Annotated in this window: 26 protein-coding genes and 1 tRNA gene; 15 read left to right on the forward strand and 12 right to left on the reverse strand. The window is 71.4% G+C overall.

What is annotated here, in order from left to right; all coding sequences use genetic code 11:
- Positions 1–24 precede the first annotated feature (24 nt).
- The 4 genes from CJZ86_RS11345 to CJZ86_RS11360 are packed head-to-tail and all read left to right on the forward strand — an operon-like array spanning position 25 to position 4,121.
- Positions 25–1,086 (forward strand): amino acid ABC transporter substrate-binding protein, encoded by a 1,062-nt coding sequence (locus CJZ86_RS11345; RefSeq protein WP_094586050.1) that lies wholly within the window; start codon positions 25–27, stop codon positions 1,084–1,086.
- On the forward strand, positions 1,086–2,108 hold the full coding sequence (locus CJZ86_RS11350; protein WP_094586051.1) for an ABC transporter permease subunit: 1,023 nt from the start codon (positions 1,086–1,088) through the stop codon (positions 2,106–2,108). The genes CJZ86_RS11345 and CJZ86_RS11350 overlap by 1 nt, the downstream gene beginning before the upstream one ends.
- A gap of 1 nt (position 2,109) precedes the next feature.
- Positions 2,110–3,321 carry an amino acid ABC transporter permease gene (locus CJZ86_RS11355; RefSeq protein WP_094586052.1) on the forward strand — a complete coding sequence of 404 codons (1,212 nt, stop codon included), beginning with the start codon at positions 2,110–2,112 and terminating at the stop codon, positions 3,319–3,321.
- A gap of 50 nt (positions 3,322–3,371) precedes the next feature.
- Entirely contained in the window at positions 3,372–4,121 is a 750-nt protein-coding gene (locus tag CJZ86_RS11360; RefSeq protein ID WP_094586053.1) for an amino acid ABC transporter ATP-binding protein, read from the forward strand.
- 19 nt (positions 4,122–4,140) lie between these two features.
- Here CJZ86_RS11360 and CJZ86_RS11365 read toward each other — a convergent pair whose 3' ends face one another.
- Positions 4,141–5,706, reverse strand: coding sequence for a glycoside hydrolase family 57 protein (locus CJZ86_RS11365; RefSeq protein ID WP_094586054.1), 1,566 nt, complete (start codon positions 5,704–5,706; stop codon positions 4,141–4,143).
- A 113-nt stretch (positions 5,707–5,819) separates the two neighbouring features.
- On the opposite strand from CJZ86_RS11365, the gene CJZ86_RS11370 reads away from it, so the two are divergent.
- Entirely contained in the window at positions 5,820–7,445 is a 1,626-nt protein-coding gene (locus CJZ86_RS11370; RefSeq protein WP_094586055.1) for a 2-isopropylmalate synthase, read from the forward strand.
- Complete coding sequence (locus CJZ86_RS11375) at positions 7,442–8,278, forward strand: carbohydrate ABC transporter permease (protein ID WP_094586056.1); 837 nt, start codon at positions 7,442–7,444, stop codon at positions 8,276–8,278. Before CJZ86_RS11370 ends, CJZ86_RS11375 begins: the two co-directional genes overlap by 4 nt.
- Positions 8,279–8,293: 15 nt before the next feature.
- Here the strand turns inward: CJZ86_RS11375 and CJZ86_RS11380 are convergent, their stop codons facing one another.
- Complete coding sequence (locus CJZ86_RS11380; protein WP_233133984.1) at positions 8,294–8,818, reverse strand: hypothetical protein; 525 nt, start codon at positions 8,816–8,818, stop codon at positions 8,294–8,296.
- A 23-nt stretch (positions 8,819–8,841) separates the two neighbouring features.
- Positions 8,842–10,371, reverse strand: coding sequence for a peptide ligase PGM1-related protein (locus CJZ86_RS11385; RefSeq protein ID WP_094586058.1), 1,530 nt, complete (start codon positions 10,369–10,371; stop codon positions 8,842–8,844).
- Between the two features lie 51 nt (positions 10,372–10,422).
- Here CJZ86_RS11385 and CJZ86_RS11390 point away from each other — a divergent pair, with 51 nt between their 5' ends.
- Genes CJZ86_RS11390 through CJZ86_RS11400 form a run of 3 tightly spaced genes read left to right on the forward strand, consistent with a single transcriptional unit; the run spans position 10,423 to position 11,551 of the window.
- A complete protein-coding gene (locus CJZ86_RS11390; RefSeq protein WP_094586059.1) occupies positions 10,423–10,722 on the forward strand; it encodes a SemiSWEET family sugar transporter in 300 nt (99 codons plus the stop codon).
- A gap of 13 nt (positions 10,723–10,735) precedes the next feature.
- Positions 10,736–11,107 carry a fluoride efflux transporter FluC gene (locus CJZ86_RS11395; protein ID WP_190609249.1) on the forward strand — a complete coding sequence of 124 codons (372 nt, stop codon included), beginning with the start codon at positions 10,736–10,738 and terminating at the stop codon, positions 11,105–11,107.
- Positions 11,108–11,116: 9 nt separating this feature from the next.
- Positions 11,117–11,551, forward strand: a complete 435-nt coding sequence (locus CJZ86_RS11400; RefSeq protein WP_094586061.1) for a fluoride efflux transporter FluC — start codon at positions 11,117–11,119, stop codon at positions 11,549–11,551.
- Here CJZ86_RS11400 and CJZ86_RS11405 read toward each other — a convergent pair.
- Entirely contained in the window at positions 11,541–13,631 is a 2,091-nt protein-coding gene (locus CJZ86_RS11405) for an HDIG domain-containing metalloprotein (RefSeq protein WP_094586062.1), read from the reverse strand. The two genes, CJZ86_RS11400 and CJZ86_RS11405, sit on opposite strands and share 11 nt — an antisense overlap.
- 80 nt (positions 13,632–13,711) lie before the next feature.
- Here CJZ86_RS11405 and folD point away from each other — a divergent pair, with 80 nt between their 5' ends.
- Complete coding sequence (gene folD / locus CJZ86_RS11410; RefSeq protein ID WP_094586063.1) at positions 13,712–14,593, forward strand: bifunctional methylenetetrahydrofolate dehydrogenase/methenyltetrahydrofolate cyclohydrolase FolD; 882 nt, start codon at positions 13,712–13,714, stop codon at positions 14,591–14,593.
- A gap of 36 nt (positions 14,594–14,629) precedes the next feature.
- Here the strand turns inward: folD and CJZ86_RS11415 are convergent, their stop codons facing one another.
- Positions 14,630–14,812 (reverse strand): hypothetical protein, encoded by a 183-nt coding sequence (locus tag CJZ86_RS11415; RefSeq protein WP_094586064.1) that lies wholly within the window; start codon positions 14,810–14,812, stop codon positions 14,630–14,632.
- 160 nt (positions 14,813–14,972) lie between these two features.
- Between CJZ86_RS11415 and crtE the strand changes: the two genes are divergently transcribed.
- From crtE to CJZ86_RS11435, 4 genes are all read left to right on the forward strand, one after another.
- Positions 14,973–15,875, forward strand: coding sequence for a geranylgeranyl diphosphate synthase CrtE (gene crtE, locus CJZ86_RS11420; protein ID WP_190609248.1), 903 nt, complete (start codon positions 14,973–14,975; stop codon positions 15,873–15,875).
- A complete protein-coding gene (locus CJZ86_RS11425) occupies positions 15,872–16,417 on the forward strand; it encodes a divergent PAP2 family protein (RefSeq protein ID WP_094586065.1) in 546 nt (181 codons plus the stop codon). Before crtE ends, CJZ86_RS11425 begins: the two co-directional genes overlap by 4 nt.
- On the forward strand, positions 16,414–17,874 hold the full coding sequence (locus CJZ86_RS11430; protein ID WP_094586066.1) for an AAA family ATPase: 1,461 nt from the start codon (positions 16,414–16,416) through the stop codon (positions 17,872–17,874). The genes CJZ86_RS11425 and CJZ86_RS11430 overlap by 4 nt, the downstream gene beginning before the upstream one ends.
- A 117-nt stretch (positions 17,875–17,991) precedes the next feature.
- Positions 17,992–18,306 carry a hypothetical protein gene (locus CJZ86_RS11435; RefSeq protein ID WP_094586067.1) on the forward strand — a complete coding sequence of 105 codons (315 nt, stop codon included), beginning with the start codon at positions 17,992–17,994 and terminating at the stop codon, positions 18,304–18,306.
- Between the two features lie 4 nt (positions 18,307–18,310).
- Here the strand turns inward: CJZ86_RS11435 and CJZ86_RS11440 are convergent, their stop codons facing one another.
- The 6 genes from CJZ86_RS11440 to petH all read right to left on the reverse strand — a co-directional run bounded on the left by CJZ86_RS11440 (position 18,311) and on the right by petH (position 25,063).
- Positions 18,311–18,997 (reverse strand): GAP family protein, encoded by a 687-nt coding sequence (locus tag CJZ86_RS11440; protein ID WP_094586068.1) that lies wholly within the window; start codon positions 18,995–18,997, stop codon positions 18,311–18,313.
- 40 nt (positions 18,998–19,037) lie between these two features.
- Positions 19,038–19,322 (reverse strand): acylphosphatase, encoded by a 285-nt coding sequence (locus CJZ86_RS11445; RefSeq protein ID WP_094586069.1) that lies wholly within the window; start codon positions 19,320–19,322, stop codon positions 19,038–19,040.
- Positions 19,319–20,794 carry a cobyrinic acid a,c-diamide synthase CobB gene (locus CJZ86_RS11450; RefSeq protein WP_094586070.1) on the reverse strand — a complete coding sequence of 492 codons (1,476 nt, stop codon included), beginning with the start codon at positions 20,792–20,794 and terminating at the stop codon, positions 19,319–19,321. Before CJZ86_RS11450 ends, CJZ86_RS11445 begins: the two co-directional genes overlap by 4 nt.
- 37 nt (positions 20,795–20,831) lie before the next feature.
- The gene (locus CJZ86_RS11455) at positions 20,832–22,130 is read right to left on the reverse strand and encodes a glucose-6-phosphate dehydrogenase assembly protein OpcA (protein WP_094586071.1); all 1,299 of its coding nucleotides are present in this window, start codon (positions 22,128–22,130) and stop codon (positions 20,832–20,834) included.
- Between the two features lie 72 nt (positions 22,131–22,202).
- Entirely contained in the window at positions 22,203–23,726 is a 1,524-nt protein-coding gene (gene zwf / locus CJZ86_RS11460) for a glucose-6-phosphate dehydrogenase (protein ID WP_094586072.1), read from the reverse strand.
- 167 nt (positions 23,727–23,893) lie between these two features.
- A complete protein-coding gene (petH, locus tag CJZ86_RS11465) occupies positions 23,894–25,063 on the reverse strand; it encodes a ferredoxin--NADP reductase (protein ID WP_094586098.1) in 1,170 nt (389 codons plus the stop codon).
- A gap of 230 nt (positions 25,064–25,293) precedes the next feature.
- Here petH and CJZ86_RS11470 point away from each other — a divergent pair, with 230 nt between their 5' ends.
- Complete coding sequence (locus CJZ86_RS11470; protein ID WP_094586073.1) at positions 25,294–25,812, forward strand: SRPBCC family protein; 519 nt, start codon at positions 25,294–25,296, stop codon at positions 25,810–25,812.
- Between the two features lie 115 nt (positions 25,813–25,927).
- Here CJZ86_RS11470 and CJZ86_RS11475 read toward each other — a convergent pair.
- Positions 25,928–26,000: transfer RNA gene (locus CJZ86_RS11475), tRNA-Glu, on the reverse strand.
- Positions 26,001–26,045 lie beyond the last annotated feature (45 nt).

Here is a 26,045-nt window from a genome sequence, read left to right on the forward strand (position 1 = left end):
TGCGGCCACCTTTACGTCGCAGGCATGTTCCGGACCCGGACCCGCTCCCTGGTGGTTTCCCTCTGTGCCGCCGGCCTGCTCGCCGGTTGCGCCGGCGATGGTGGCGGGGTGCAGAGCCAGAAGCTCTCCACGATCACGGGGCGGGGCAAGCTGATCTGCGGCGTGGAAGGCAAGCTGCCCGGCTTCAGCTTCGTGGGCCCCGACGGCAAGTACCTGGGCCTGGATGTGGACGTCTGCAAGGCGGTGGCCGCCGCGGTGCTGGGGGATCCCGAGAAGGTGGAATACCGGGACCTGAACTCCAGCGAGCGCTTCGCGGCCCTGGCCAGCGGCGAGGTGGACCTGCTCTCGCGCAACACCACCATGACCCTGAGCCGCGATGCGGCCGGCGGCAACGGCCTCAGCTTCGCCCCCACCACCTTCTATGACGGCCAGGGGGTGCTGGTGCCCGTGGCCAGCGGCATCAAGGACCTCAAGGGCCTGGCCGGCAAGCCGATCTGCGTCGAGAGCGGCACCACCACCGAACTCAACCTGGCCGACCGCATGCGGGAGCAGAACATCCCCTACACGCCGCTGAAGTTCCAGACCAGCGACCAGACCTTCGCCGCCTACCTCGGCGACCGCTGCGTGGCCGTCACCAGCGACCGCTCCCAGCTGGCGGGCAAGCGCACCAGCTTCCCAAAACCGGACGACCACACCCTGCTGCCGGTGGTGATGAGCAAGGAGCCCCTCACCCCCGCCACCACCAACGGTGATCCGGCCTGGGCAGATGCGGTGCGCTGGATCGTCTACGGCCTGATGCAGGCCGAGGAGAGCGGCATCACCCAGGCGAACGTGGACGCCAAGCTGGCCGAAGCCAAGGCCAACACCAACCAGGCCGACCTGCGACGCTTCCTGGGGGTGGAGGGTGACTTCGGCAAGCAGCTCGGCCTGCCGCCCGACTTCGTGGTCAAGGCGGTGAAGGCCGTCGGCAACTACGGCGAGATCTTCGATCGCAACGTGGGGCCCGCCTCCGCCCTCAAGCTCGACCGCGGCCTCAACCGCCAGTGGAAGGACGGCGGCCTGATCTACTCGCCGCCCTTCCGTTGATGGCGCCGGTGCCCCCCGCCGACCCGGCCCCTCGTCCAGCCACTCCGCCTTCGCCGCCCTGGTGGCGCGACCGCCGCATCGTGCCCTGGGTGGTGCAGGCGGTGGTGGGACTGCTGGTGCTGCTGCTGATCGCCTTCCTGCTGGGCAATCTGATCCGCAACCTCACCGCCGCCGGCCTGCTGCTGAGCTGGCGCTGGCTGCAGCAGCCCGCCGGCTTCGACATCTCGGAATCGGTGATTCCGTTCAATGCCCAGCTGCCCTACTGGCGCGCCCTGGCCGCCGGTCTGGTGAACACGATCCGGGCGGTGCTGGTGGGCCTGGTGGGGGCCACCCTGCTGGGCACCCTGGTGGGGATGGCCTCCTTCAGCCACAACGGCCTGCTGCGGCGGCTGGCGCGGGTCTACGTGGAGGTGGTGCGCAACATCCCCCTGCTGCTGCAGCTGGTGTTCTGGTATTTCGTGGTGTTCCTCACCCTGCCGAACGGCCTGGCGGCGATCCAGCTGCCCGGGGTGGTGCTGGCCAAATCGGGGCTCTACATCGCCGGGTTCGGTGAGGGGCTGCGCTGGATGGGGCCCAGCCTCGTCAACGAGGTCTGGCAGGCGCCGCTGCGCCTGAGCGTCGAGTTCGGCGCCCTGCTCACCGGCCTGATCGTGTACTCGGGCGCCTTCATCGCCGAGGTGGTGCGGGGCGGCATCGCGGCCGTGCCGAAGGGACAGTGGGAGGCGGCCTCCTCCCTGGGGCTGAGCTGGTTCGCCACCCTGCGCCGCATCGTCCTGCCCCAGTCCCTGCGGGTGATCGTGCCGGGGCTCAACACCCAGTACATCTCCCTGGCCAAGAACTCCTCCCTGGCCGTGGCCGTGGGCTACACCGACCTCTATTCCGTGGCCGAAACCACCCTCAACCAGACCGGCCGGGCGGTGGAGGTGATCCTGGTGCTGCTGGCCGCCTACCTCACCCTCGACCTGCTGATCTCGGCCCTGATGAACGGTCTCAACCACCTGGTCCAGATCCGGGAGCGCTGAGATGAACGCCCTCCTGAGACGGCTGCGCGCCGAACTGTTCGCCACCCCCGCCGATGGGGCGCTCAGCGTCGCCCTGATCATGCTGCTCAGCCTTGGGGCCTTCGGGTTCCTGCGCTGGGCCCTCACCCAGGCCCAGTGGGCCGTGGTGAAGGTCAACAGCACCCTGTTCGCCGTGGGCCGCTACCCGATCGAGCAGCAGTGGCGCCTCTGGCTGCTCACCGCCTTGCTGGTGGCGGCCAGCGGCGCCACCTGGGGGCTGCTGCGCGCCCACCCCCGCCCCGACCGCACCGGGGTGCTGTGGCCACGCAACGACCGGCTGGCCCTGGTGCTGCTCGCCCTGATCGCCCTGGCCCTGCCCTCGGCCCTCGGACTCACGCTCGCCATCCAGACCCGCTGGTGGGGGCTCCTGCTGCTACTGGCTCTCTGCCGCTGGCTGGCCGGCCGTTTCGGGGCGAACCTTTCGTCCACCGGCCGGCGGCTGGCCGCCCTGGTGTGGCCCCTGCTCTACCTGGTGGGCATGGTGCTGATCAGCGGCGGCCTGGGCCTGGTCACCGTTTCCCCTTCGGAATGGGGCGGCCTGCTGCTCACCCTGCTGGCCTCCAGCTTCGCGATCCTGCTGTGTTTTCCGATCGGGGTGCTGCTCGCCCTGGGACGCCGCAGCGAGCTGCCCCTGCTGCGCTGGGGCTCGGTGCTCTACATCGAGTTCATCCGCGGCGCGCCGCTGATCACCCTGCTGTTCCTCGGCCAGAACATCCTCGGATTCCTGCTGCCCGGCGGCCTGGCACCCGAGCGGGTCTGGCGGGCGGCCTGGGTGCTCACCTTCTTCGCCGCCGCCTACCTGGCGGAGGCGGTGCGCTCCGGCCTGGCGGCCGTGCCCCGGGGCCAGCTGGAGGCCGCCCGCTCCCTCGGCCTCTCCTACCCGAAAGCCCTGCAGCACGTGGTGCTCCCCCAGGCCCTGCGGGTGGCTCTGCCGGCCATGGTGGGCCAGTTCATCTCGCTCCTGCAGGACACCACCCTGCTGTCGCTGATCGGATTGCTGGAACTGCTCGGCACGGCCCGCACCGTGATGGCCAATCCGGCTTTCCTGGGCCGCAACGGTGAGGTGTATCTCACCCTGGCGGTGCTGTTCTGGGGCTGCTGTGCCGCCCTCGGACTGAGCAGCCGGGCCCTGGAGCGCCGGCTTGATCCCCACGCCGTGCCCTCCGCCACCTGAGCCGCGTTCCCCTTTCCCTCCTCCCCAGCTCCGATCCCACGTCCCGCCCCATGAGCCAACCCAGCAGCGAACTGATGATCGAGGCGCGGGCCGTCGAGAAGTGGTACCCCAACGGATTCCAGGCGTTGCGCGGCGCCAGCCTGACCGTGCGGCGGGGCGAGGTGGTGGTGATCATGGGCCCCTCGGGATCGGGCAAAAGCACCTTCATCCGCACCTTCAATGCCCTGGAGGACTTTCAGAAGGGCAGCATCACCGTCGACGGCATCGTCCTCTCAAACGACCTGCGCAACATCGATGCCATCCGCCGGGAGGTGGGCATGGTGTTCCAGCAGTTCAACCTGTTCCCGCACCTCTCGGTGCTCGACAACCTGACCCTGGCGCCGGTGCTGGTGCGCAAGCGCCCGAAGGCGGAGGTGGAGAAGCAGGCCCGGGCTCTGCTGGAGCGCGTGGGCATCGCCGAACAGGCCGGCAAGTATCCCGGCCAGCTCTCGGGGGGTCAGCAGCAGCGGGTGGCGATCGCCCGAGCCCTGTGCATGGAACCGCGCATCCTCCTGTTCGATGAGCCCACCAGCGCCCTCGACCCGGAGATGGTGCGGGAGGTGCTGGAGGTGATGCAGGATCTCGCCGCCGACGACATCACCATGGTGGTGGTGACCCACGAGGTGAAGTTCGCCCGCCACGTGGCCCACCGGGTGGTGCTGATGGCCGACGGCGAGGTGGTGGAGGAGGCCGAACCGGAGGTGTTCTTCACCAACCCCAGCCACGAGCGCACCCGCCGCTTCCTGGATCAGATTCTCTGACCGGGACTGGGTGAGGCCGCTAGCCCCTGGTCGCCCAGTCGGCGGCGTTGAGCTGCGGGAACAGCCCGTCCTCCCGCTCCACCCCCACCAGCCACTCCCGCGGCAGGTCGGTGCCGTGCTCGAGGGCATCGATCAGCCGCCAGAAGCGATCGAGGTGACGCCGGATCCGCTCCCGCGCCAGGCCGGTGGTGGTGCCGGCCCGCAGGATGAAGCTCCAGTCGGAGCTCTGGGCCAGCAGCAGTTCGCGCCCCGCCTGGGTGAGCAGGGCGCGCTGGGCGGTGCTGCCCACGCCCCGGTTCACCCGCTGCACCATGGCCCGGGAGGCGCGCTGCCACTCGGCCACCACCCAGGCGTTGGTGTCGTTGAGCCAGTAATCGTGGTAGCCCCCCTGGCCCCAGCTGGAGGGGGCCGGCCGGCAGACCTGCAGGGCCCGGTTCTGGCTGAGCACGTCCCGCAGGTGGGTGAAGCGCACGTCCAGGGCCGGCCCCTGGCGGAACAGCTCGGCCAGAAACCGGGGCCCCTCGAACCACCAATGGCCGAACAGCTCCGCATCGAAGGGGGCCACCAGCAGCGGCGGTGGCTCGATCGTGGCCGCCAGCTGCCCCATCTGGGCGGCGCGGCCCCGCAGGAAGGCCTCGGCGTGCTCCTTCAGCCGCTCGCCCGCCCGTTCCGGGTCATAGGGCGCCTTGGCGTCCAGGGGGCAGCCCTGGGCGGTGACCCGGTGCAGCTTGAGCCCGAGGGGGCGGCGGTCGTGGATGCCCTGGGCCTCCAGGTCCGCTTCGGGCAGGTCCCAGCCCAGGTCGCGGTGGAACTCCCGGTAGGCCCCATCGCCCGGGTAGCCCTGGCTGGCACTCCACACCGGCAGGGTGGATTCGCTGTCACGGGCGAAGAAGGCCACCCCCGCCGGGGAGCAGATCGGCGCATAGACGCCGTAGCGGGGACGGGGCAGGCCATGGAGCAGGCCGTGGCCGTCGAGCAGGGAATAGCGCAGGCCGCATTCGGCCAGGAGCCGGTCGAGGTCCTCGTAGTAGGCGCACTCCGGCAGCCAGATGCCCAGGGGCCGCTGGCCGAGCAGACGCTGGTGCTCCCGCACGGCGGTGAGCAGCTGGGCCCGCACCGCCTCCGGTGAATCCCGCAGCAGGGGCAGATAACCGTGGGTGGCCCCACAGGTGATCAGATCCAGGACCCCCTGCTCCTGCAGCCGCCGGAAGCGGGGCAGGAGATCCCCCCCCATCTCCCGCCACTGGGCCTCGATGGCCGAGAGGGTGCCCTTCAGCTCCCGGGCCGGAACCTCCAGGTCGGGATCGGCCCCGTCGAGCAGGGTGCGGCGCAGGGCCAGCCAGGCCGGGAAGCGACCGTTGAGGGCCCGGTCGCTCAGCAGCGACAGCAGGGTGGGGGAGAGGCCGAGGGTGAGCCTGGGCCGTTGCTGGGGATCGGCGGCCGCCTGCTCCAACACCTCCAGCAGCGGCAGATAGCATTCCTGGAGAGCCTGGAAGTACCAGTCCTCCTCGAGCGAACCGGGTTCTCCGGAGCGCACATAGGGAAGGTGGGCATGCAACACCAGGGCCAGATCGCCTGCGGCCATGGGGAAACCCTCTGTGCGGCCACTCTACGTTCCGCTCCCTGACGTTCCCCTCCTGGAGCCGGGTCTTCCGGCCCGTAGAGTGGGTCTAACTCATAGCTGTTCCGCCTAACCCCATGGCCCGCGATCCCGGCCGGGTATTGATCTTCGATACCACCCTCCGCGACGGGGAGCAGTCCCCCGGCGCCAGCCTCAACCTGGAGGAGAAGCTCGCGATCGCCCAGCAGCTGGCCCGCCTGGGGGTGGACATCATCGAGGCCGGCTTCCCCTTCGCCAGCAGCGGCGATTTTCACGCCGTTCAAAAGATCGCCGCCACCGTGGGCACCCCGGACGGGCCCGTGATCTGCGGCCTGGCCCGGGCCGCCAGCGGCGACATCAAGGCCTGCGCCGAAGCCGTGGCCCCGGCGGCCCACAGGCGCATCCACACCTTCATCGCCACCAGCGACATCCATCTGGAGCACAAGCTCCGCAAGACCCGCGCCGAGGTGCTCGCCATCACCGCGGAGATGGTGGCCTACGCCCGCTCCCTGGTCGACGACGTGGAGTTCTCCTGCGAGGACGCCGGCCGCAGCGACCCCGAGTTCATGCACCAGGTGATCGAGGCGGCGATCAACGCCGGCGCCACCACCATCAACATTCCCGACACGGTGGGCTACACCACCCCGGCCGAATTCGGCGCCATCATCGCCGGCATCAACCGCTCCGTGCCCAACATCGACCAGGCCGTGATCTCGGTCCATGGGCACAACGACCTCGGCCTGGCCGTCGCCAACTTCCTCGAAGCCGTCAAGAACGGCGCCCGCCAGCTGGAGTGCACGATCAACGGCATCGGTGAACGGGCCGGCAACGCCTCCCTCGAGGAGCTGGTGATGGCGCTGCACGTGCGCCGCAGCTACTTCAACCCCTTTCTGGGCCGGCCGGCCGACCAGCGCGACCCCCTCACCAACGTGCGCACCGAGGAGATCACCAAGACCTCCCGGCTGGTCTCCAACCTCACCGGCATGGCGGTGCAGCCCAACAAGGCGATCGTGGGCGCCAACGCCTTCGCCCATGAGTCCGGCATCCACCAGGACGGGGTGCTCAAGAACCGGCTCACCTACGAGATCATCGACGCCCGCACCGTCGGCCTGGCCGACAACCGCCTCTCCCTCGGCAAGCTCTCGGGCCGCAGTGCCTTCCGGGCCCGGCTGGAGGAGCTCGGCTACACCCTGGAGCGCACCGACCTCGACGACGCCTTCGCCCGCTTCAAGGAGCTGGCCGACCGCAAGCGGGAGATCACCGACCGGGATCTGGAGGCGATCGTCAGCGAGCAGGTGCAGCAGCAGGACCAGCCCCGCTATGCCCTGCAGTCGGTGCAGGTGAGCTGCGGCACCAACCTGCAGCCCACCGCCACCGTCACCCTTAGGGATGGCGATGGCATCGACCTGACCGAGGCGGCGATCGGCACCGGGCCGGTGGATGCGGTCTGCCAGGCCCTCAACCACCTGGCCCAGGTGCCGAACGAGCTGGTGGAGTTCAGCATCAAGTCCGTCACCGAAGGCATCGACGCCATGGGTGAGGTGACCATCCGCCTGCGCCATCAGGGGGTGCTCTATTCGGGCCATGCGGCCGACACCGACATCGTCGTGGCGGCGGCCCAGGCCTTCGTGAACGCCCTCAACCGGCTGGTCTCCGGCAGCCAGCGCGCTCCGCTCCATCCCCAGAAGACGGCCCTTCCGGTGGCGGAACTGCCGCGTCTGTGAACGCCCCCAACCGCTCCCCGCTGGCCACCGGGCTGCAGCTGGCCCTGCTGCTGCTGGTGGCCGTGCTGCTGCTGCTGCCCCTGCTGTGGCTGGTCAGCACCTCCCTCAAGGGGCCGGCGGAGGACATCTTCACCAGCCCTCCGGCCCTGCTGCCCAGCCAGCCGAGCCTGGAGGCCTACGGGCGCCTGTTCGCCGCCAACCCGATGGGCACCTACCTGCTCAACAGCACGATCGTCAGCGCCCTGGCGGTGCTGGCCAACCTGCTGTTCTGCTCCCTGGCGGCCTACCCCCTGGCGCGGATGCGTTTCAAGGGCCGCGGACTGGTGCTCGCCCTGGTGGTGGCCACGATCCTGATCCCCTTCCAGGTGGTGATGATCCCCCTCTATCTGCTGATGGTGCAGATCGGGCTGCGCAACACCCTCTGGGCCCTGATCGTGCCCCAGGCGGCCACGGCCTTCGGCATCTTCCTGCTGCGCCAGAGCTTCCTGGCGGTGCCGGTGGAGCTGGAGGAGGCGGCCCGGATCGATGGCTGCACGCCTATCGGCGAATGGTGGAACGTGATGCTGCCGGCGGCCCGGGCCGACCTGATCACCCTGGCGATGTTCGTGTTCATCGGCACCTGGAGTGACTTCCTCTGGCCGCTGATCATTCTCGACGACCCCACCCTCTACACCCTGCCCCTGGGCCTGCAGCAGCTGGCCAGCAGCTTCTCCCTCGACTGGCGCCTGGTGGCGGCCGGCTCGGTGGTCTCGATCCTGCCGGTGCTGCTGCTGTTCGTGCTGCTGCAGCGCTACATCCTGCCCAGCGCCAGCGGCGACGCCGTCAAGGGCTGAGGCCCCCCAGGGAGCTCAGGGGGTGCTCACCGGCGGGGGGCGAAGCACGCCGCCGCCCTCGCCGCGGTCGGCCGGGGCCTGGCCGGGGCGGCCGCCGGGTCCCGGGGAGGGCATCGGTGCGGCGGGGAAGGGGTCCGGATCCCGCTGGGGGCGCCGCACCGCCCGGCCCTGCAGGTCGGCCAGGGCGGAACGCCACTCGTCCTGCTGCTGCTCAAGAGCCTCCAGCCGCTGGGCCCCGGCTTCCAGGGTCTGGATGCGCCCCACCATCGCCCGCTGCTGCTCCTCCAGCACGGAGGTGCGATCGAGGGCGCGGCTGTTCTCCAGCCCCTGCAGCCGCTGCTCCAGCTTCATCAGCAGCTGGCTCTGTTCCCGCGTCTTGCCCAGGATCACCAGGAACAGGACAGCGAGCATGGAGCTCAGGCCGATCTGCAGCCAGCTGGTCCAGGCCGGCGGGCCGGAGGCCGGGGGCGGGGGGGAACGCCGGGAGCCGTCGTCTTCGCGGTCGGTGATCGAGACCATGCGCCCCCTGTGCTGACCCATCCTGCCCTGAGCGGCCCGGGGCGTCAGCCGCCGGCCGCGGGCAGGCCGGCGCCGCTGCGGGCGGCGGCACCGGCCAGCAGCTCGGCCACGGTGGAGCGGTAGACGGCGCTCGCCTGCTCCGGATCGCGGCCGATGCAGGTCATGCCCAGCTTGCCGAACTCCGAGAGGCAGCCCAGCAGGTGAAACACGCTGCCCTGCAGGCGGGCCGGATCGTAGTGGAGGCCGGCCTCGGCCACGATGTCGATCAGGTCGAGGGGCATCAGGCCCCGCAGGCGGGGGTCGCTGAGGTTGTCGGTGGCGCGGTAGTGCAGCGGCTGGCCGGTGGGGGAGAGGAAGCAGCCGGTGGCGGGGTCGAGGCTGCCGGCGGTGATCGCCCGCAGGGCCATGAAGGGATGGGTGGTGCCCCCCTGGCGCAGGTTGACCTCGATGGCCTGCAGGTCCCAGCGCTCGCCGAAGCGGCGGGCGATGAAGTCGACCCCGAAACGCTCGAGGGCCCCTTCGGCGGCGAGGGCCCGGCCGACGGCCAGGCCGTGCTCCATCAGCGCCACCCGGTAGGGCTCGGCGGCCGGGAAGCAGCAGCCCAGGTAGGTCTGGCCGCCGGCGCCGCCGAGGATCTGCTCGTGGGTGGAAAGCACCTCCACCATCCCGCCCGGGTGGATCGTGCCCTGCACGCTCGGGGAGCGCAGCGCCTCGCCGCCCTCCAGCCAGGCCTCGGCCAGGGCCCCCTGGCCGGCCAGCAGCTCCGTCCAGCCGGCCGCCGGCATCGGCAGGGCCTCGAGGGCCCGCCGGATCCGCCCGAGCCGCTCGCGTCGGGCCAGTCCGGCCAGCGCCAGGGGCGTGAAGTCGAGGCGGGCATTGCCCTCGCCGCTGAAGCCCTCGTTCAGCTTGACGACACAGCCGCCCAGCCCGGGGTCGCCCTCCCAAAGGTCGGTCACCGCCTCCGCCAGCTCATCGAGGCCGTGGGCCAGCCCGGTGCCGGGGGGGTGGGGAACGCCGCAGCGGGCGAACAGCTCCCGGCTGCCGGCCTTGGTGCCCCAGTAGCCCAGGGCCGGATCGGTGCCCAGCAGGGGCACCTGCAGGCGCTCGGAGAGGGTCTTCTCCAGCTCGGTCACCACGTAGCAGATGATGAAACTCCGGCCCGGCCGCAGCCGCTCCCGGATCCGTCCGAGCAGGGCCGGCCGCTCCAGCAGCTTCTGCGTCAGGGGCCGGGCGGAGCCGTCGTCGGTGTCGAACAGGTGCAGCCGGCGGCGGGCATGGGAGGTGGGCACCCCCGGCATCAGCTCGAGCACCGCATCCACCACCAGTTCGGGCAGCAGCTTGCTGGTGACATAGACCACCTGCACGCCTGGGTTGCGCAGCCGCATCAGGGAGAACAGCTGGCGTTCCTCGTAGTGGTGGGCGCCCGTGACCAGGGCCAGCTGGGAGGGGTCCATGGTGAGCGAAGGCACCATCAGCAGGTCGAAATCCGCACCCGCCCCGCCCCCGGCGTCGCCGTGCTCCCGGCCCCACGGGGCCTGCAGCCCCTGCTGCAGTTCGCGGAAGCTCAGGACCATGGCCGGATGGGCGGAATGTCGTCATGCTGACCACCACAGCGACCAGCGCCAATGGAGTCGTTCACGGTGAGTGCCCTCGGCTATGGCGCCGCCTCACTCACCACCCTGAGCCTGTTCCCCCAGGCGCTGAAGACCGTGCGCAGCGGCGACACCAGCGCCATCTCGCTGCGGATGTACGGCCTGTTCACCCTCGGGGTGCTGGCCTGGGCCGTCTACGGCCTGCTGCGGGCCGACGGTCCGGTGATCGCCGCCAACCTGATCACGCTGATCCCGGCCTCGGTGGTGCTGGAACGCAAGCTGCGGTCTCTGTTGGAGGGCCGGGACCGTCGGGGCCCCGGGGGGAGGCGCTGAGGTGGCGGCACCCATGGACAACGGCGCCCTGTTCGTCGCGATCGGGGCGGTGCCGGGGGCCTGGCTGCGCTTCCGGGTGGTCAACCACTTCGAACCGATGCTGCCCCGCAAGCACTGGGGAACGTTCGGGGTGAATCTGATCGCCTGCTTCGCCATCGGCCTGCTGGTGAGCCTGGAGGCCAGCTGCGGGCTAGCCGCCGGTCGTGCCCTGCTGCTGCTGGGCACGGGCTTCCTGGGCAGCTTCAGCACCTTCTCCACCTGGATCGCCGAGCTGCACGCGACCCTGCACCAACGCCAGCGCCGCGAGGCCGTCCTGCTCTGCGGCGGTTCGGTGCTGGGGGGCCTGCTGGCCGTCAGCGCCGGCCTGGCCATCGGCGGCAGCTAGGGGAGAACGATGGCGCCATTCCCGAGCGAAAGCCCCCCCAGCCTGCGCCGCGAGGCGCGGGACCTGCTGCTGGTGGCTGCGGGGGCGGTGCCCGGCGCCCTGCTGCGCTGGCGCCTGGAGGACGTCGGCAAGGGCCTGGAGGGGGTGCCCACCGGGCTGATCGAAGCCGACCTGGTGGCCAATCTGCTCGGCACCTTCCTGATCGGTGTGATCGCCGGCCTGCACCCCCCCCGGCCCCGGCTGCTGCTGCTGGGCGGCATCGGCTTCTGCGGCTCGCTCACCACCTTCAGCAGCTGGATGCTGGAGATCAGCCTGGCGCTGCGGCGCGGACGCCCCGATGAGGCGCTCGCCGTGGTGCTGGTCAGCCTGCTGGGGGGCCTGGTGGTGGTGACGCTGGGGCTCGGGGTGGGCCGCTGGCTGGGGCGGTCGCGGCTCAGGCGCTGAAGGCCTTGCGGGGGGGGATGGGGTAGGGAATACGGCGGTGGCGCATGCGCTTCCAGACCCGCACGAAGGCGCGGATCACCAGCTCCAGCTCCGCCCGCGAGATGCCGCTGCCGTCGAGCTGGCCGTCGTTCTGGCGGGCCTCCACCAGCCGCCGGACCATCGCCCGGGCCTCGGCTTCGGTGGTGCCCGGCGGCAGGGAGCGCAGGGCGGCCTCACAGCCGTCGGCCAGCATCAGAATCGCCGTCTCCCGGCTGCGGGGCGCCGGACCGCGGTAGCGGAACTGCTCCTCCCGCACCGAAGGGTCCCGTTCCTTGGCCTGGTGGAGGAAGTAGCCCATCTTCAGCCGGCCCTGGTGCTCGGGGATGAAATCCGCCAGGGGGCGGGGAAGCCGGTAGCGACGGGCCAGCTTCAGCCCCTCGTCGACGTGGGCCTGGAGGATGGCGGCACTGGCGAAGGGATCGTCGAGTTCGTCGTGGGGGTTGGCGCCGTGCTCCTGGTTCTCGATGAACCACTGGGGCCCGTGCAGCTTGCCGACATCGTGGTAGAGGGCACCGGTGCGGATCAGGTCCACATCACCCTGGATGGCGCGGGCGCCCTCCTCGGCCAGGCCGCAGATCATCAGGGTGTGCTCGAAGGTGCCCGGCGCCTCCATCGACAACCGGCGCAGCAGGGGCCGCTCCAGATCGGCCAGCTCCATCAGCCGGGCCCGGGTGAGCAGGCCGAAGAAGCTTTCCACCAGCGGCGCCAGCAGCAGGCCTCCCATCAGCAGGCCCGCCACCAGCAGGGCCTCCTGCAGCAGATCGGTGCTGCTGAACAACCCCTGGGAGGCCTCGAGGCTGCCCAGGTGGAAGAGCTGGATCAGCAGCCACTGCAGCAGCACGGCCCCGATGGGCAGCAACAGGGCCAGCTGCAGCAGCTGGGCCCGGTTGCGCTGCCGTCCCGCCAGCACCGCCGCGATCGCGGCCACCAGGGCCGCCACCCCCAGCTGGGGAACCAGCAGGCCCTCGACAGGCACCGGCCAGAGCATGGCGGCCACAGCCAGCCAGGCCAGGCCGGCGGCCGTACCCAGCCCCTGGGAGAGCAGCAGGGTGGGGGGAACCAGCAGGGCCAGGGGGCTGACCTGGCTGCCGAGCCAGAGCTTGCACCCCTGCACCAGCACCAGCATCGCCAGGGCCAGCAGGGCCTGGCGGGGTTCGAGGCTGGCGCGCCAGCGGCGCATCACCAGCAGCAGCACCCCGCAGGCGGCCAGGGCCTCACTGAAGCGTCCCAGCCAGGCCAGGGGGCGGGGGCGATGGTTGACCAGATCGAAATGCTCCAGCACGTCGAAGGCCTGGGGGCTGATCGGTTCCCCCTGCCGGGTGATCAGGTCGTTCTTACGCACCCGGATCGTGGGCAGCCCCTGGCGGGTGAGCAGGTCCTCGATGCGGCGCTGGCTGAGGAAGCTGTCGCCGCGGAGGTTGGTGCGGCCCTGGAGGCTGGCGGCCAGCAGGCGGCTGCCCAGGCTGCGGGCGGGGGGGGAAAGGTCCTGCAGCTGCAGCTCCGCGGCCGTGAGCAGCTGGCCCTCGGAGAGGCTGGCCACGACACCCTGGCTGAGCATGCGCTGCTGGGCCCGTCGCAGGGAGACCTTCCAGCGCATCAGGTCGGGGGGCGTCAGCCCCGTCAGCCAGCGGCGCTCCTCTTCGGTGAGATTGAGGGAATCGGGCCGGGGCTGGTCGTCGGCCACCGTCTGGCGCACCCGCTGCAGCCGCAGCTCCAGCTGCTGCACCAGGGCCTCACTGGCCTGGGGGTCGACCACCTGGATCTGGCTGCGGGGCAGCATCTGGCTGCGGCGCTGCTCCAGGTCGGTGCTGTCGATCACCGTGGCATCGCTCGGGGCCCGGGCCGTGAACGGGGCCGGCATGCCGGGACGCAGGTTCGGCTCCACCAGCCAGGGCCAGCTGGAGAGAAGCGCCACCAGCAGACAGAGCAGAAGCACGAGCAGACCGCCCCCGGGGCGCCAGGCCACCAGGGCCTGGCGGGGACGCTCGAGCCGCAGCAAGTGGCGCCACAGTCCCCTGATCCGCCGCAGCCCGAATCTCATCGGTCCAGGCTAGCCAACGGTTGAGGGTCCCCCTCCGGGTGGCTTCGGTGCATGCTGGGGTTCGGCAACGCACCCCCCCGATGGCCACCCTTCTTGATGGCAGGCGACTGGCGGCGGTGATCGAAGGGCGGCTGCACGCCGTGGTCGCCGATGGGCTGGCGGTGGCGGGACGGCCCCCCGGCCTGGCGGTGCTGCGGGTGGGGGATGACCCCGCCAGCGGCGTCTACGTAGCCAACAAGGAGAAGGCCTGCCGCCGCGTCGGCATCAGCAGCCATGGCGGCCATCTGGCGGCGGACACCCCGGCGGAGGAGGTGCTGGCCCTGATCGCGCGCCTCAACGCCGACCCGACGGTCGACGGCATCCTGCTGCAGCTGCCCCTGCCGCAGGGCCTGGACGAGGGGCCGCTGCTGGCGGCGATCGACCCGGACAAGGACGCCGATGGTCTGCACACCCTCAACCTGGGTCGCCTGCTCAAGGGGGAGCGGGGTCCGCGCAGCTGCACGCCGGCCGGGGTGATGGCCCTGCTGCGCAGCGCCGACGTGCCGATCGCCGGCGCCCAGGCCGTGGTGGTCGGCCGCAGCATCCTGGTGGGCAAGCCGATGGCCCTGATGCTCCAGGCCGCCGATGCCACCGTCACCATGGCCCATTCGCGCACCCATCACCTCGACGAGGTGACCCGGGAGGCCGAGATCCTGGTGGTGGCGGCCGGTCGCCCGCGGCTGATCGGCGCCCGGCACATCCGGCCTGGGGCGGTGGTGGTGGATGTGGGCATCCACCGGCTGGAGGGCAGGCTCTGCGGCGATGTGGACTACGAGGCGGTCGAACCGCTGGTGGCGGCGATCACGCCGGTGCCCGGTGGGGTGGGGCCGATGACGGTGGCGATGCTGCTGGTCAACACCGTGCTGGCCTGGTGCGAGCGCCACGGGATCGACACAACGGACCTGGCGGATCTGCGCCCCTGAGGCCCGCCTGGGACGCCCCCCGGACGGCAGCGCCGCTCAGGGCCGGGGCGCCGTGGTGCGGGTGGCGTCGTGGGGTTCGCCGGAGCCGATCAGCAGGGGTACGGCCACGCCGATGCGGACCAGACCCGACGCCAGCAGCAGACCGGCCAGCAGGACGGCGGCGAGGCTGCCGCAGATCACTGGCACCAGGTCCGGCTCGCTGTTCAGGGGGGCCTGCATCGCGCGCTGAGACGTGACTGCATCCAGCATGGCGGCGCTGGGGTTCCCGGACCGCACGCCTTCACCGGCCTTCACCGAAGGGTTCGTATCGTGTCGAAACATCAAGGTGGCGGCGCCCGGCCCGTGGCCTGAGAGAATCCGCGCCAACCCTCAGGACCCCATGACCCCGGCGGTGAGCACGGCCTTCGACTTCACCGCCTACCTGGAGGCGGCCCGCTGGCGCGTGGAGGCCGCCCTGGACAGCTCCCTGGGACCCGAGCGTCCGGAGTCGCTGCGGGAGGCGATGCGCTACTCCCTGCTGGCGGGCGGCAAGCGGCTGCGGCCGATCCTCACCCTGGCGGCCTGTGAGCTGGCGGGCGGCGATGCCGATCTGGCCATGCCCACGGCGGTGGCGATGGAGATGATCCACACCATGTCGCTCATCCATGACGACCTGCCCGCCATGGACAACGACGACCTGCGCCGCGGCCGGCCCACCAACCACAAGGTGTACGGCGAGGCCAAGGCCATCCTGGCCGGCGATGCCCTGCTGACTCGCGCCTTCGAGATGGTGGCCCTGCGCAGCCCGGGGGTGCCTCCCGAACGGCTGCTCCAGGTGGTGGGCGAGCTGTCCCTGGCCTCCGGCGCCCCCGGCCTGGTGGGCGGCCAGGTGGTGGACCTGGAGTGCGAGGCCCGCCAGGTGGATCTCGACACCCTCGAATACATCCATCTCCACAAGACCGGCGCCCTGCTGCGGGCCTGCGTGATCTCCGGCGCCCTGGTCGCCGGGGCCTCCGAGGAGCTGCTGACGGCCCTGCGCACCTACGCCCGCGGCATCGGCCTGGCCTTCCAGATCATCGACGACATCCTTGATGTCACCGCCAGCAGCGACGTGCTGGGCAAGACGGCGGGCAAGGACCTGGCCGCCGACAAGACCACCTACCCGAAACTGCTGGGCCTGGAGGAGTCCCGCCGGCGCGCCGATGCGCTGGTGAGCGAAGCCAAGGCGGTGCTGGAGCCCTGGAGCGCCAAGGCCGCCCCCCTGCTGGCCCTGGCCGACTACATCACCAGTCGCGACCGATGAGCGAAGCCATCGGCGCACTCAATGCCCTGGGCGAGCTGCTGGCCAACGGCGTGCTCGCCTGGGGCCTGGCCGCCTGCGGCGTGGCCCAGCTCTCCAAGCTGCTGATTGAGCTGGTGGTGCACCGCCGCTGGCGCCCGGCGGTGCTGATCGAGACGGGCGGCATGCCGTCGAGCCACTCCTCCCTGATGACGGGCACCGCCGCGGGCCTGGGCTGGGAGCTGGGATTCGCCGATCCCCTGTTCGCCCTGGCGGCTGTGCTCTGCTTCGTCGTGCTCTACGACGCCAGCGGTGTGCGGCGGGCCGCCGGACTGACGGCCCAGCGGGTGAACGGACTCCCCGACGGTCTCTGGGACACCCTTCCCCAGGACGGCCCGCCGGAGGGGGCTCCGGTGCTGCGCCCCCTGAAGGAGAACCTCGGCCACACCCGCGCGGAGGTGCTGGTGGGCAGCCTGATCGGGCCCCTGGTGGCGCTGCCGGGCCTGGCCCTGCTCGGCTCGCCGCTGCAGATCGCCCAGGGCGCCGGCTGGCTGCCGCTGGGGTGAGCGATCACGACGGCCTGAGCGACGACCAGCAGCAGGCGGCCGCCGCCTTCGCCGACTGGCTCGGGGCCCCGGCCGACGGGGTGCCCTTCGTGCTGGAGGGCTACGCCGGCACCGGCAAGACCTTCCTGTCGATGCGGTTCCTGGCCCAGGCGGAGCGGGCCGGTCTCTGCTGGACCGTGGTCGCCCCCACCCACAAGGCGGTGGGCGTGCTGCGCCACCACCTCGCCCTGGCGGGTCTGCACCCCACCTGGTACCCCTCCACCATCCACCGCCTGCTGCGGCTCAAGCTGAAGCGGCAGGGGGACCGGGAGCGCTGCGAGGAGACGCTCCAGACCGCCCTGGCGCTGGAGAACCTCGGGCTGGTGCTGATCGATGAGGCCTCGATGGTGGATGGCGGCCTGCTGGAGATCACCCTGCGCTGCGCCCAGGCCTACCGCACCCGGCTGGTGTTCGTGGGGGATCCGGCCCAGCTGCCGCCGGTGGGGGAGGAGCGCAGTCCGGTGTTCGCCCTCGGGCGGGCCCGGCGGGTGGCCCTGACCCACGTGGTCCGCCACGGGGGCCCGGTGCTGCGCCTGGCCCGCGGCCTGCGGGAAGGGGCCCTGCCCTGCCGCCGGCCGCCGCTGCTGGATCCGGTGCGCACCACCGAGGGCCGGGTGTCGCTGCTGGGGCGGACCGACTGGCTGGCGGCCGCCCAGGAAGGCCTGCGCCGCAGCGCCGAAGCCGATGATCCCGACCTGGCCCGGATCCTCTGCTACACCAACCGCTCCCTGGAGCGGCTGGTGCCGATCGCCCGCCGCGCCCTGCACGGCGCCATGGCCGACCAGCTGCCGGTGCTCCCCGGAGAGGTGCTCATCACCCGCACGGCCGTGATGGCGCCGGCCTGCCGGGAGGGGGACGCCGCCGCCGAGGAGCCGGACCTGCTGCTGGGCAGCAACCGGGAGCTGGTGGTGCGGGACGTGCGGCCCGACCGCTGCGATCTGGCCGAGTTCGGGGTGGATGCCTGCCACGGCCCTGCGGTGATCGACACCCTCAACGCCACCGTGGAGTCGGGGGAGGCCCAGCTCAACCTGCGCCTGCTGCCGCCGATCGGCAGCGCGGCGCGGGCCTGCCTGGATGGGGTGCTGGAGCGGCTGCGGCTGCAGGCCAGGGAGGCGGGCCAGAAGGACGGCAAGGCCCTCTGGCGCCGCTTCTTCCTGGTGCGCGACGCCTTCGCCTCCCTCGGACCGGCGGCCGTGCTCACCGTCCATCGCAGCCAGGGCAGCACCTTCGGCGAGGTGTTCATCGACGAGGACGTCTTCTGGCCCCGGGACCTGCCGCTGCGCCAGCGGCTGGTCTACGTGGCGGTGAGCCGGGCCAGCCAGGCGGTGACCCTGATGGCGGGGGCCGCAGACCCCGGCGAGCGGGAGCGCTGGGACCGCTGGCTGCGGGACACCGGCGGCAACGCCGCCGACGCCTGAAGCGGAGGGGGACCGGTGCGTGCGCAAAAGGGACCGACCCGTTACCCTCATCACTACCGACTCGTGCTGGGCGCCTGATTCGTGCTGGAATCCCGTCCCCCGTCCGCGACCCCCGGCATGGCGCTTCCCCAGGCGGGACCGATGGCCATGATCGCCACCACCCCGGCCACGGACGGGCAGGCGGTCGGCACCAGAGCCGCCGGCGGATCCGGCGGCGGTGAACTGCTGACGGATGTGGGGGCCCTGGCGATCGCTGCGGCCCTGGTCGGCTTGGTCGTGCTGGTGCGGCGCTGGCTGATGCTGCGCTCCCGCCAGCCCCTGCCTGGCCTGCCGAAGGAGCGGGTGCTGCCCCTCTCCCGCCACGGCGCCCTGCACGACCCCAAGTATCTGGGCCGGATCCTGGAGGCCGAGGAGCCACCGACGGGCCCCTGAGCACTCACCCCGCCCGCAGGCCTTCCACCCCCTGCCAGCCGAGGTAGATCGCCAGGCCGAAGCAGATGGCCGCCACGATCAGTTCGGCGTTATCGAACAGCCAGAGCTTGCCCGCCTGGAGCACCGGCAGCAGCCGCTCCTGACCCACCAGCACCAGCCCCGCCAGGGGCAGCAGCAGCAGGGTGCCGGAGAACAGGCTGAAGACCGCCGTGGTCAGCACCTCCCGGGGCCGGCTCAGCCCGGCCTCCAGCAGGCTGGCGGCGGTGCGGGCATAGAGGAAAAGGTCGTCCGGGCTGGACACCTGCACGGCGGCGCTGAGGCCGAGCAGGAGCGGCAGGGGCAGGGCGCAGAAGCCGTCCAGCCGGCGGGTCCAGCCGGGGGGACCGCCCCCCTGGCGGCTGCTCAGCAGACCGTTGAGGCCCAGGGCCAGCAGACCGCCCGCCCCCAGCAGGTCGAGGCCGGTGCGCTGGTCAGTGCCCCGCTCCATCGTGAGCAGCAGGCCGTGGCCCACGGTCAGCAGCAGGGCGATGGCCGCCGCGGAGGTGAGCAGCCAGCCGATCACGAACCAGCTGCCGCGGCGGAGCGGGCTGGGGCCCAGCAGGATCAGCAGCAGCAGGCCGATGTGCAGCGGACTGAAGCTGATCGCCAGGCCGAATCCGAACAGTTCACTCCAGAGGCTGGGGGTCGGCATCCATGGGAGTCATGACGCCCCATTGTCCGGTGCTGGGGGTTCAGGTGCGGATCTCGAACCAGTCCGTGCCCGCCACGGCGACCTGGCCACTGGTGACGCCGCTCACCTGGGCGCCCTGGGGCCCCTTCTCGCACCAGAGACGCAGTTCCACCAGCCGGTCGGGCAGCCCCTCGGCCTCCACCTCCACCGACCCGTCAGGACGGTTGCGGACCCAGCCGCTGAGGCCGAGGTCGATGGCCTTCTGGCGGCAGCCCAGGCGGTATCCCACCCCCTGCACCTGACCACGGACGCTCATGCGCCAGCGCTCATGGGTGGTGGCGGTCACCCGGAGACTGGGTTGCAGGAAACGGCGTTCCTCGGCAGCGGCACGGCGCTGGCGGCGGATCTGGCCAGTCTCGAGGGAATCGCCGGGCATCCAGCCCAGTGGAGGTGCAGCCAGGTGGCGTGAACGGTCGGCGCGCTCCATCCTTCGATCCTCCCGGGTGATCCCCATCCTTTAAGTTGCCACAGGCTCTCGGCCTCTGCCAACACCTCTGCGCCCGAAGGCTGTGGCAGCAGCTGCCAGCGGTGGAACTCATGGCCGCAGAGGGATTCACCGCGACGCACCAGCAGTCCGTCGGCCACCGGTACGGCCTGGCGGTAGCCGAGGCTGAGGGGTCCCCGGCGGGCGCGGAAGGGGAGCAGGCCGGCCATGGGGTGGGGCAGGCCGTCCGGGTCCTCCAGCTCCCGGCCCAGCAGCAGAAGACCGCCGCATTCGGCCACGATCGGCAGGCCGGCCCGGGCGGCGGCCCGGAGGGATCCGAGGCTGCGGCGGCTGGCCGCCAGACGGGGGGCATGGAGTTCGGGGTAGCCGCCGGGCAGCAGCACCGCCCGGCAGTCCGGGGGGAGGGGATCGTCGGCCAGGGGGCTCCAGGGCACGGGGCTGAGGCCGCAGGCCTGGAGCAGCTCCTGGGCTTCCGGGTAGCGGAAGTGGAAGGCCGCATCGCTGGCGATCGCCACCGGCAGGCGGGTTCCGGCCCCGGCGGCTACCGAAGACCCGGCGGCCCCGGCGGGGGCCGGCTCCGGCGGGACCCGGTCGAGGCACCAGCGGATCGGATCGCGCCGTTCCGGCGCCGGCTCAGGCGGTGCCAGCAGCGGCCACAGCCGGTCCAGGTCGAGGTGCTCCTCAGCCAGGGCGGCCCAGATCTTCTGGCGCTCCCCCAGGTCGCCCAGCTCGCCCGGGGTGAGCAGGCCCAGGTGGCGGGAGGGCAGCTCCAGGCTGGGATGGCTGGGCAGCACCCCCAGCAGGGGCACCTCGATGGTGGCCAGGGCCTCGGCCAACAGCAGCCGGTGCCGTTCGCTGCCGACCCGGTTCAGCACCACCCCCGCCAGGCTCACCCGGGGCGGGCCGTGGTCGCGGAAGCCGCGCACCAGGGCCGCCAGGCTGCCGGCCTGGCGCGACGCCTCCACCACCAGCACCACCGGCAGCCCCAGCAGGGCCGCCACGGCGGCGGAACTGCCCTCACTGCCGGAGCCGCGGCCGTCGAACAGGCCCATCACCCCCTCCACCAGCACCCGTCCGGCCCGGCCGCCGTGCCAGCGGTAGCTGCGCCGCACCCACTCCTCGCCGCAGAGCAGGGGGTCGAGGTTGCGGCAGGGGCGGCCCGCCACCGCCCCCAGCAGCTGGGGGTCGAGGTAGTCGGGACCCACCTTGAAGGGCTGGATGGTCTCCCCCCGCGCCCGGGCCACGGCCGCCAGGCTGAGGCTCAGCAGGGTCTTGCCGCTGCCGCTGCAGGGGGCCGCGATCAGGCAGCTCATGCGGTCGGCGGCATCGGCCGCTCCGGCGGAAGGTGCCTCAGCCTGGCAGCAGGCTCGCCGCCAGCGGGGCGGCCGCCGCCAGCAGCGGGGAGGTGGAATCGTGGCCCCCCGAGAGCAGGCGGGCCATCTCCATCTCCTCGCTCTCCTCGGGCAGGGGCACCACCCCCTCCGCCAGCTCCATGCTGGCCATGCCCCCGGACTCCAGGCGCATGCAGCCGCCGGACTCCGAGCAGAGAATCACGCACAGGGGGGGCCGCTGCTGCGGTTCGCAGATCAGCCGCATGCCGACGATGGCGCCGGGGTGGGTCTTGGGCACGCCCATGGGCACGGGCATGAGGGTGAACTGGACGGCCACCCCGTCAGTGCGCTCAAACTCCGCCGTGATCCCCGGGCCGGGACCGTCCACCTCCACCGTGTAACTGGTGATCAGGTGCCAGCCGAGGCGGTCGGCGATCCAGGCGGCCAGCAGCAGCCCCTTCACCGGATGGTCGCCCTCCACGTCGATGTCGAGCTGCACCACGTGACCGAGGGCATCGCGGCGGGACGGGGGATCGAACACCATGGCCAGGGATTCGCGCCAGGTGCGCAGCCGCAGCCAGTTGAGATCGTTGACAGCCTGGCCGGCGCTGATCCGGGCCAGCATCAGATCGAGGCAGCGGCGCGGCTCCCCGAGGGAGCTGTCGATCACCAGCCGCCGGGGCAGCGGCGCCAGGGCCTCGAGCATCTCGGAGGGCTCATCCAGGCTGCTGTTCCACCACACCCAGCAGGGCAGGGAGTCGTCCACCAGGGAGACGATCAGATCGAGGCTCTGCTTGAGGGCCCCCATGCCGCCGCGCAGCACCACCACGTCGCCGCAGGCGGCGCCGGCGCCGCCCTCCTCCGGCAGCGGGCAATAGGCCGCCACCAGGGTCTCGAGCGGATGGCCCGGGTCGAGGGTGGGGGCCAGGGTGATCAGGCGCCGCGGCATGTGGGCGCTGATGGCGCTCTCCACGAACTGGCCGCGCAGGTCCTCGGGCCGGTGGTTCCCTTCCTTCTGGCCGATGGCCCAGGCCAGGCGGGGATCCATGGGCGCCGTGCTGTACGGCAGACCGGTCTCGGGCACGGCCTGGCGGGCCGCCTCCAGCAGCTCGGCGCGCAGCAGGCCGGTGATCGGCCCGTCGACCCGGCCGATGCGGACCATCTGCTGCTCCAGCCAGGAGGGCTCCCAGACCACCAGGGTGAAGGTGGCGGCCCCGGTGGAGCCCTCCAGGTCATGGGTCCAGAGGCGATGCAGGTAGGGGTTGACCTCCTCGGGCGGCAGATCGAGGGGGGCCTGGAGGGTGAGCTGGGGAGCCATGGGCGCGGAAGGGGGCGGGGATCGCTGGGCTGCGGAAGGGGAAAGGGGGCGCGGGGGCCCTGGAGCCGGGCGTCAGGGACGCCGCCAGATCAGGCCGTCACTGGCCAGGAGGCCATCGGCGGCGGTGGGCCCCCAGGTGCGGGCCTCGTAGGGCTGGACCGGCAGCTGCCAGGGGGATTCCTCGATCAGGGACAGCAGCGGCGTGTACAGCCGCCAGGCCGCCTCCACCTCGTCGCTGCGGGTGAACAGGGTCGGATCGCCCAGCATCGCGTCGGCCAGCAGCCGCACGTAGCCCTCGTCGGAGGGCTCGCCGAAGGATTCGTCGTAGCTGAAGGCCATGTCGACCGGCCGGCTGCGCATCCCGGAGCCGGGGGCCTTGACCTCGAACTTGAACTCGGCGCCCTCGTCGGGCTGGATGCGCAGGATCAGCTGGTTGGGGGTGGGGGCGCCACCGGCGGCGTCGAACAGGTGCACCGGGGCCTCCCGGAAGGTGAGCACCACCTCGCTGAGGCGCTTCGGCAGCCGCTTGCCGGTGCGCAGGTAGAAGGGCACCCCCTGCCAGCGCCAGTTGTTGATGGCCACCTTCATGGCCACATAGGTTTCCGTGGTGCTGTTGGCGTTCACCCCGGGCTCCTGGCGGTAGCCGGGCAGGGGCCGGGCCAGGCTGCCGCCGGCGGCGTACTGGCCCCGCACGCAGCACTTCCAGGGCTCCTCCTCGTTGGCCAGGCTGGCCGACTGCAGCACCTTGGCCTTCTCGTTGCGGATGGCCTCCGGATCGAAGCGGCCGGGGGCCTCCATGGCGGTGAGGGCCAGGATCTGGGTGAGGTGGTTCTGCACCATGTCCCGCAGGGCGCCGGACGACTCGTAGTAGCCGGCCCGCTCCTCCACCCCCACGGTTTCGGCCGCGGTGATCTGGACGCTGGAGATGTAGTTGCGGTTCCAGATCGGCTCGAAGATCGTGTTGGCGAAGCGCAGCACCAGGATGTTCTGGACCGTTTCCTTGCCCAGGTAATGGTCGATGCGGAACACCTGGCTTTCCTTGGCGCAGGCCTGCACCACCTTGTTGAGGGCCTGGGCGCTGGCGTAGTCGCGGCCGAAGGGCTTCTCGATCACCACCCGGCTGCGCTCGGCATCGGCCAGCAGGCCGGCACCGGCCAGGGCGCGGCAGCCGCTGCCGTAGAACTCCGGCGAGACCGAGAGATAGAAGGTGCGGTTGCCCCGGGTGGCCCGCAGCCGGTCGATGCTCTCCAGCCGCTGGCCGAGGCGCACCAGGTGGTCGGGCTGCTGCAGGTCGACCGGCTCGTAGAAGAGGCCCTGGGCGAACTGCTCCCAGGCGGTGCGATGGGAGGCGATCTCATCGGCCAGGGCGGCCCCCATCTTCTCGCGGAACTCCTCATCGCTCCAGGGCCTTCGGGCGCAGCCGAGCACGGCGAACTCGCTGGGCAGCCGTCGCTGGCGGAACAGCTCGAACAGCGCCGGGATCAGCTTGCGGTGGGTGAGATCACCGCTGGCCCCGAAGATGACGATGCACTGGGGCGAGATCACCCGCTCCTGGCGCAGACCAACCCGCAGCGGGTTGGTGAGGATGGCGGTCATGGGGAGGGCGTCCGGTCATCCCTGGTTTAACGGCGGCGCAGGCATCCCGCTGCATCGCTGCGACAGGGAGCCTGCCGGTGTGAGCATTCTCGGATCGTCAGCCATGAAAAAGGCCCGCCGGAAGCGGGCCTTGCAACGGGGGCGGTGTGCCCCGGGGTGCGATCGGCTCAGTAGGTCTCGACGTGCCAGCGGTCGGCCTTCTTGAGCTGGGGCCGCAGCTCGCTCCACTCAAGGCCCTTGGCGGCGGCGGCGGCGGTCATGGCCTCGTCGATGCCGGGCTCCATGCCGCGCAGACCGCACATGTACACGTGGGTCTTGGGATCCTCGATCAGGGAGAAGATCTCGTCGGCGTGCTCGGTGACGCGGTCCTGGATGTACATCCGGCCGCCACTGGGGTTCTGCTGCTCGCGGCTGATCGCCTTGGTGTAGCGGAAGTTCTCGGGGAACTCGGCCAGGTAGCGCTGGAAGTCGTCCTCGTAGAGGAGGTTGGGCGTCTTGGGGACCCCCATGATCAGCCAGGCCTTGCCGCGGAACTGGTACTCGGGGTTCTTGGCGCGCTCGGAGGGCTCGAACATGCGGCGCAGGTAGGCCCGCATCGGAGCGATGCCGGTGCCGGTGGCCAGCATGATGATGTTGGCGTCCTCATCGGGGGGCAGGAGCATCTCCTTGCCCACGGGGCCGGTGATCTTCACCTTGGCGCCCGGCTCGATGTCGCAGAGGAAGGTGGAGCAGACACCGTTGATGGTGGTGCCGTCCTTCTCGTACTGGAGCTGGCGCACGCAGAGGGAGACCGTGCCGCCCTCGCAGTTGTCGCCGTGGCGGGTGCTGGCGATCGAATAGAGACGCAGCTTGTGGGGCTTGCCGTTGGCGTCCTCGCCATCGGGAATGATGCCGATGCTCTGGCCTTCGATGTAGTGGAGGTTGCCTTCCGAGAGGTCGAAGGTGATGTGGTTCACCCGGCCGATGGCCCCCTCGGCCAGGAGGCTGTAGTTGCCGGTGACCGTGCCGATGAAGGGATCCTTCGGCTTGTAGAGGTTGACCGGGACGTCGGCGTGGCTCACGGGGGCTTTCTTGGCGGGGGTGGGGGTGGCGGCCGGGGCGTCGGAAACCGCAGCGTCAGAGGGGGCCGGAGCGGAGCCGGCGGGGACCTCCTCGGCGTTGACGGCCTTGATGCGTCCGCCCTGCTGGGCGATGGTCTGCATCAGCCGCTGCAGCTGGGGGAATGGCACGGTGATCCGGCGCTCGGCCCGCCGCTGCAGGCCGACGCCGAAGCCTTCGACCACAACCGTGAACATGCGGCCGTCGGACTGGGTGGCCTTGCCGGTGGAAACACGCATGCGGGCGTCGGAGCCGAAAATCGGCCCGATCATAGAGAACTCGCCCCACGCCCCTTCGGTGCGGATTCGTTGACCGGATTCCGGAGACACCGGTTAGTTTGTGTTCCGTCGCACCAATCCCGGTGCCGACCGCTGCCACCCTCACGCAAGCCCCGAGCGAGCTCCGATCCGTCTTGGCACAGCTTCTGGCGTCGTTTCCCCGCCCCGTGCACCTCCCTTCCACTGAGGCCATGGTCGCCAGCGAGGCCAGTTGTGCCCTCGACACGATCCAGCAGGAGATGGAGCGTCTCCCCCAGGGCACCCGGCGCCTGGCGGTGCAGCTGCGCCTCGATCTCCCCCCCGAGTGGATCTGGTCGGTTCTCACCGACTACGACCATCTCGATCGCTTCATTCCCAATCTCGCCAGCTCCCGCCAGCTCTGGCGCCGCGGCAATCTGGTCGCCCTGGAGCAGGTGGGCACCCAGCAGTTCTGCGGTCTGCGCTTCAGTGCCCGCGTCCAGCTGGAGCTCAGCGAAGAGCCGGAGCAGGGTCGCCTGGCCTTCCGCATGCTGGAGGGCGATTTCCGCTGCTTCCAGGGCGTCTGGCAGGTGGGCGCCGACGACACCAGCACCTGGCTCCTCTACGACCTCACCGTGCAGGGCAAGCCGGGCATGCCGATCGGCCTGATCGAGCAGCGGCTCAAGGAGGATCTGGCCAGCAACCTGCGGGGCGTGCAGCGGGAAGCCCAGCGCCGCGCCCAGCAGCTCTGAGGCCCTTCGCCATCCGGCCCTGATGCCAGCGGCATGGCGAGGGAGCAGCTGAACAGCACCCCTGAAAAAATGGCCCGGCTCAGGACGAAACCGTCCCGAGCCCGGAACCGATGCATACCCCCAAGGGGATTCGAACCCCTGTCGCCTCCGTGAAAGGGAGGTGTCCTAGGCCTCTAGACGATGGGGGCGAGGCCACAGCCGGCTTGGCGCCGATCTGATGTGCTGGACGCTAC

Origin of the sequence: Synechococcus sp. BO 8801 (assembly GCF_002252675.1) — a bacterium.
Lineage (GTDB): Bacteria > Cyanobacteriota > Cyanobacteriia > PCC-6307 > Cyanobiaceae > Cyanobium.

Coding starts and splice junctions, on each gene's coding strand:
- petH (WP_094586098.1), bottom strand. CDS start 25,063: ATGCGTGTTTCCACCGGCAAGGCCACCCAGTCCGACGGCCGCATGTTC.
- CJZ86_RS11385 (WP_094586058.1), bottom strand. CDS start 10,371: ATGGTCCTGAGCTTCCGCGAACTGCAGCAGGGGCTGCAGGCCCCGTGG.
- CJZ86_RS11440 (WP_094586068.1), bottom strand. CDS start 18,997: ATGCCGACCCCCAGCCTCTGGAGTGAACTGTTCGGATTCGGCCTGGCG.
- CJZ86_RS11405 (WP_094586062.1), bottom strand. CDS start 13,631: ATGAGATTCGGGCTGCGGCGGATCAGGGGACTGTGGCGCCACTTGCTG.
- CJZ86_RS11360 (WP_094586053.1), top strand. CDS start 3,372: ATGAGCCAACCCAGCAGCGAACTGATGATCGAGGCGCGGGCCGTCGAG.
- CJZ86_RS11425 (WP_094586065.1), top strand. CDS start 15,872: ATGAGCGAAGCCATCGGCGCACTCAATGCCCTGGGCGAGCTGCTGGCC.
- CJZ86_RS11370 (WP_094586055.1), top strand. CDS start 5,820: ATGGCCCGCGATCCCGGCCGGGTATTGATCTTCGATACCACCCTCCGC.
- CJZ86_RS11395 (WP_190609249.1), top strand. CDS start 10,736: ATGGACAACGGCGCCCTGTTCGTCGCGATCGGGGCGGTGCCGGGGGCC.
- CJZ86_RS11415 (WP_094586064.1), bottom strand. CDS start 14,812: ATGCAGGCCCCCCTGAACAGCGAGCCGGACCTGGTGCCAGTGATCTGC.
- CJZ86_RS11365 (WP_094586054.1), bottom strand. CDS start 5,706: ATGGCCGCAGGCGATCTGGCCCTGGTGTTGCATGCCCACCTTCCCTAT.
- CJZ86_RS11345 (WP_094586050.1), top strand. CDS start 25: ATGTTCCGGACCCGGACCCGCTCCCTGGTGGTTTCCCTCTGTGCCGCC.
- CJZ86_RS11455 (WP_094586071.1), bottom strand. CDS start 22,130: ATGGCTCCCCAGCTCACCCTCCAGGCCCCCCTCGATCTGCCGCCCGAG.
- CJZ86_RS11470 (WP_094586073.1), top strand. CDS start 25,294: ATGGTCGCCAGCGAGGCCAGTTGTGCCCTCGACACGATCCAGCAGGAG.
- folD (WP_094586063.1), top strand. CDS start 13,712: ATGGCCACCCTTCTTGATGGCAGGCGACTGGCGGCGGTGATCGAAGGG.
- CJZ86_RS11350 (WP_094586051.1), top strand. CDS start 1,086: ATGGCGCCGGTGCCCCCCGCCGACCCGGCCCCTCGTCCAGCCACTCCG.
- CJZ86_RS11380 (WP_233133984.1), bottom strand. CDS start 8,818: ATGGGTCAGCACAGGGGGCGCATGGTCTCGATCACCGACCGCGAAGAC.
- CJZ86_RS11450 (WP_094586070.1), bottom strand. CDS start 20,794: ATGAGCTGCCTGATCGCGGCCCCCTGCAGCGGCAGCGGCAAGACCCTG.
- CJZ86_RS11390 (WP_094586059.1), top strand. CDS start 10,423: ATGGAGTCGTTCACGGTGAGTGCCCTCGGCTATGGCGCCGCCTCACTC.
- CJZ86_RS11355 (WP_094586052.1), top strand. CDS start 2,110: ATGAACGCCCTCCTGAGACGGCTGCGCGCCGAACTGTTCGCCACCCCC.
- CJZ86_RS11400 (WP_094586061.1), top strand. CDS start 11,117: ATGGCGCCATTCCCGAGCGAAAGCCCCCCCAGCCTGCGCCGCGAGGCG.
- crtE (WP_190609248.1), top strand. CDS start 14,973: ATGACCCCGGCGGTGAGCACGGCCTTCGACTTCACCGCCTACCTGGAG.
- zwf (WP_094586072.1), bottom strand. CDS start 23,726: ATGACCGCCATCCTCACCAACCCGCTGCGGGTTGGTCTGCGCCAGGAG.
- CJZ86_RS11435 (WP_094586067.1), top strand. CDS start 17,992: ATGGCGCTTCCCCAGGCGGGACCGATGGCCATGATCGCCACCACCCCG.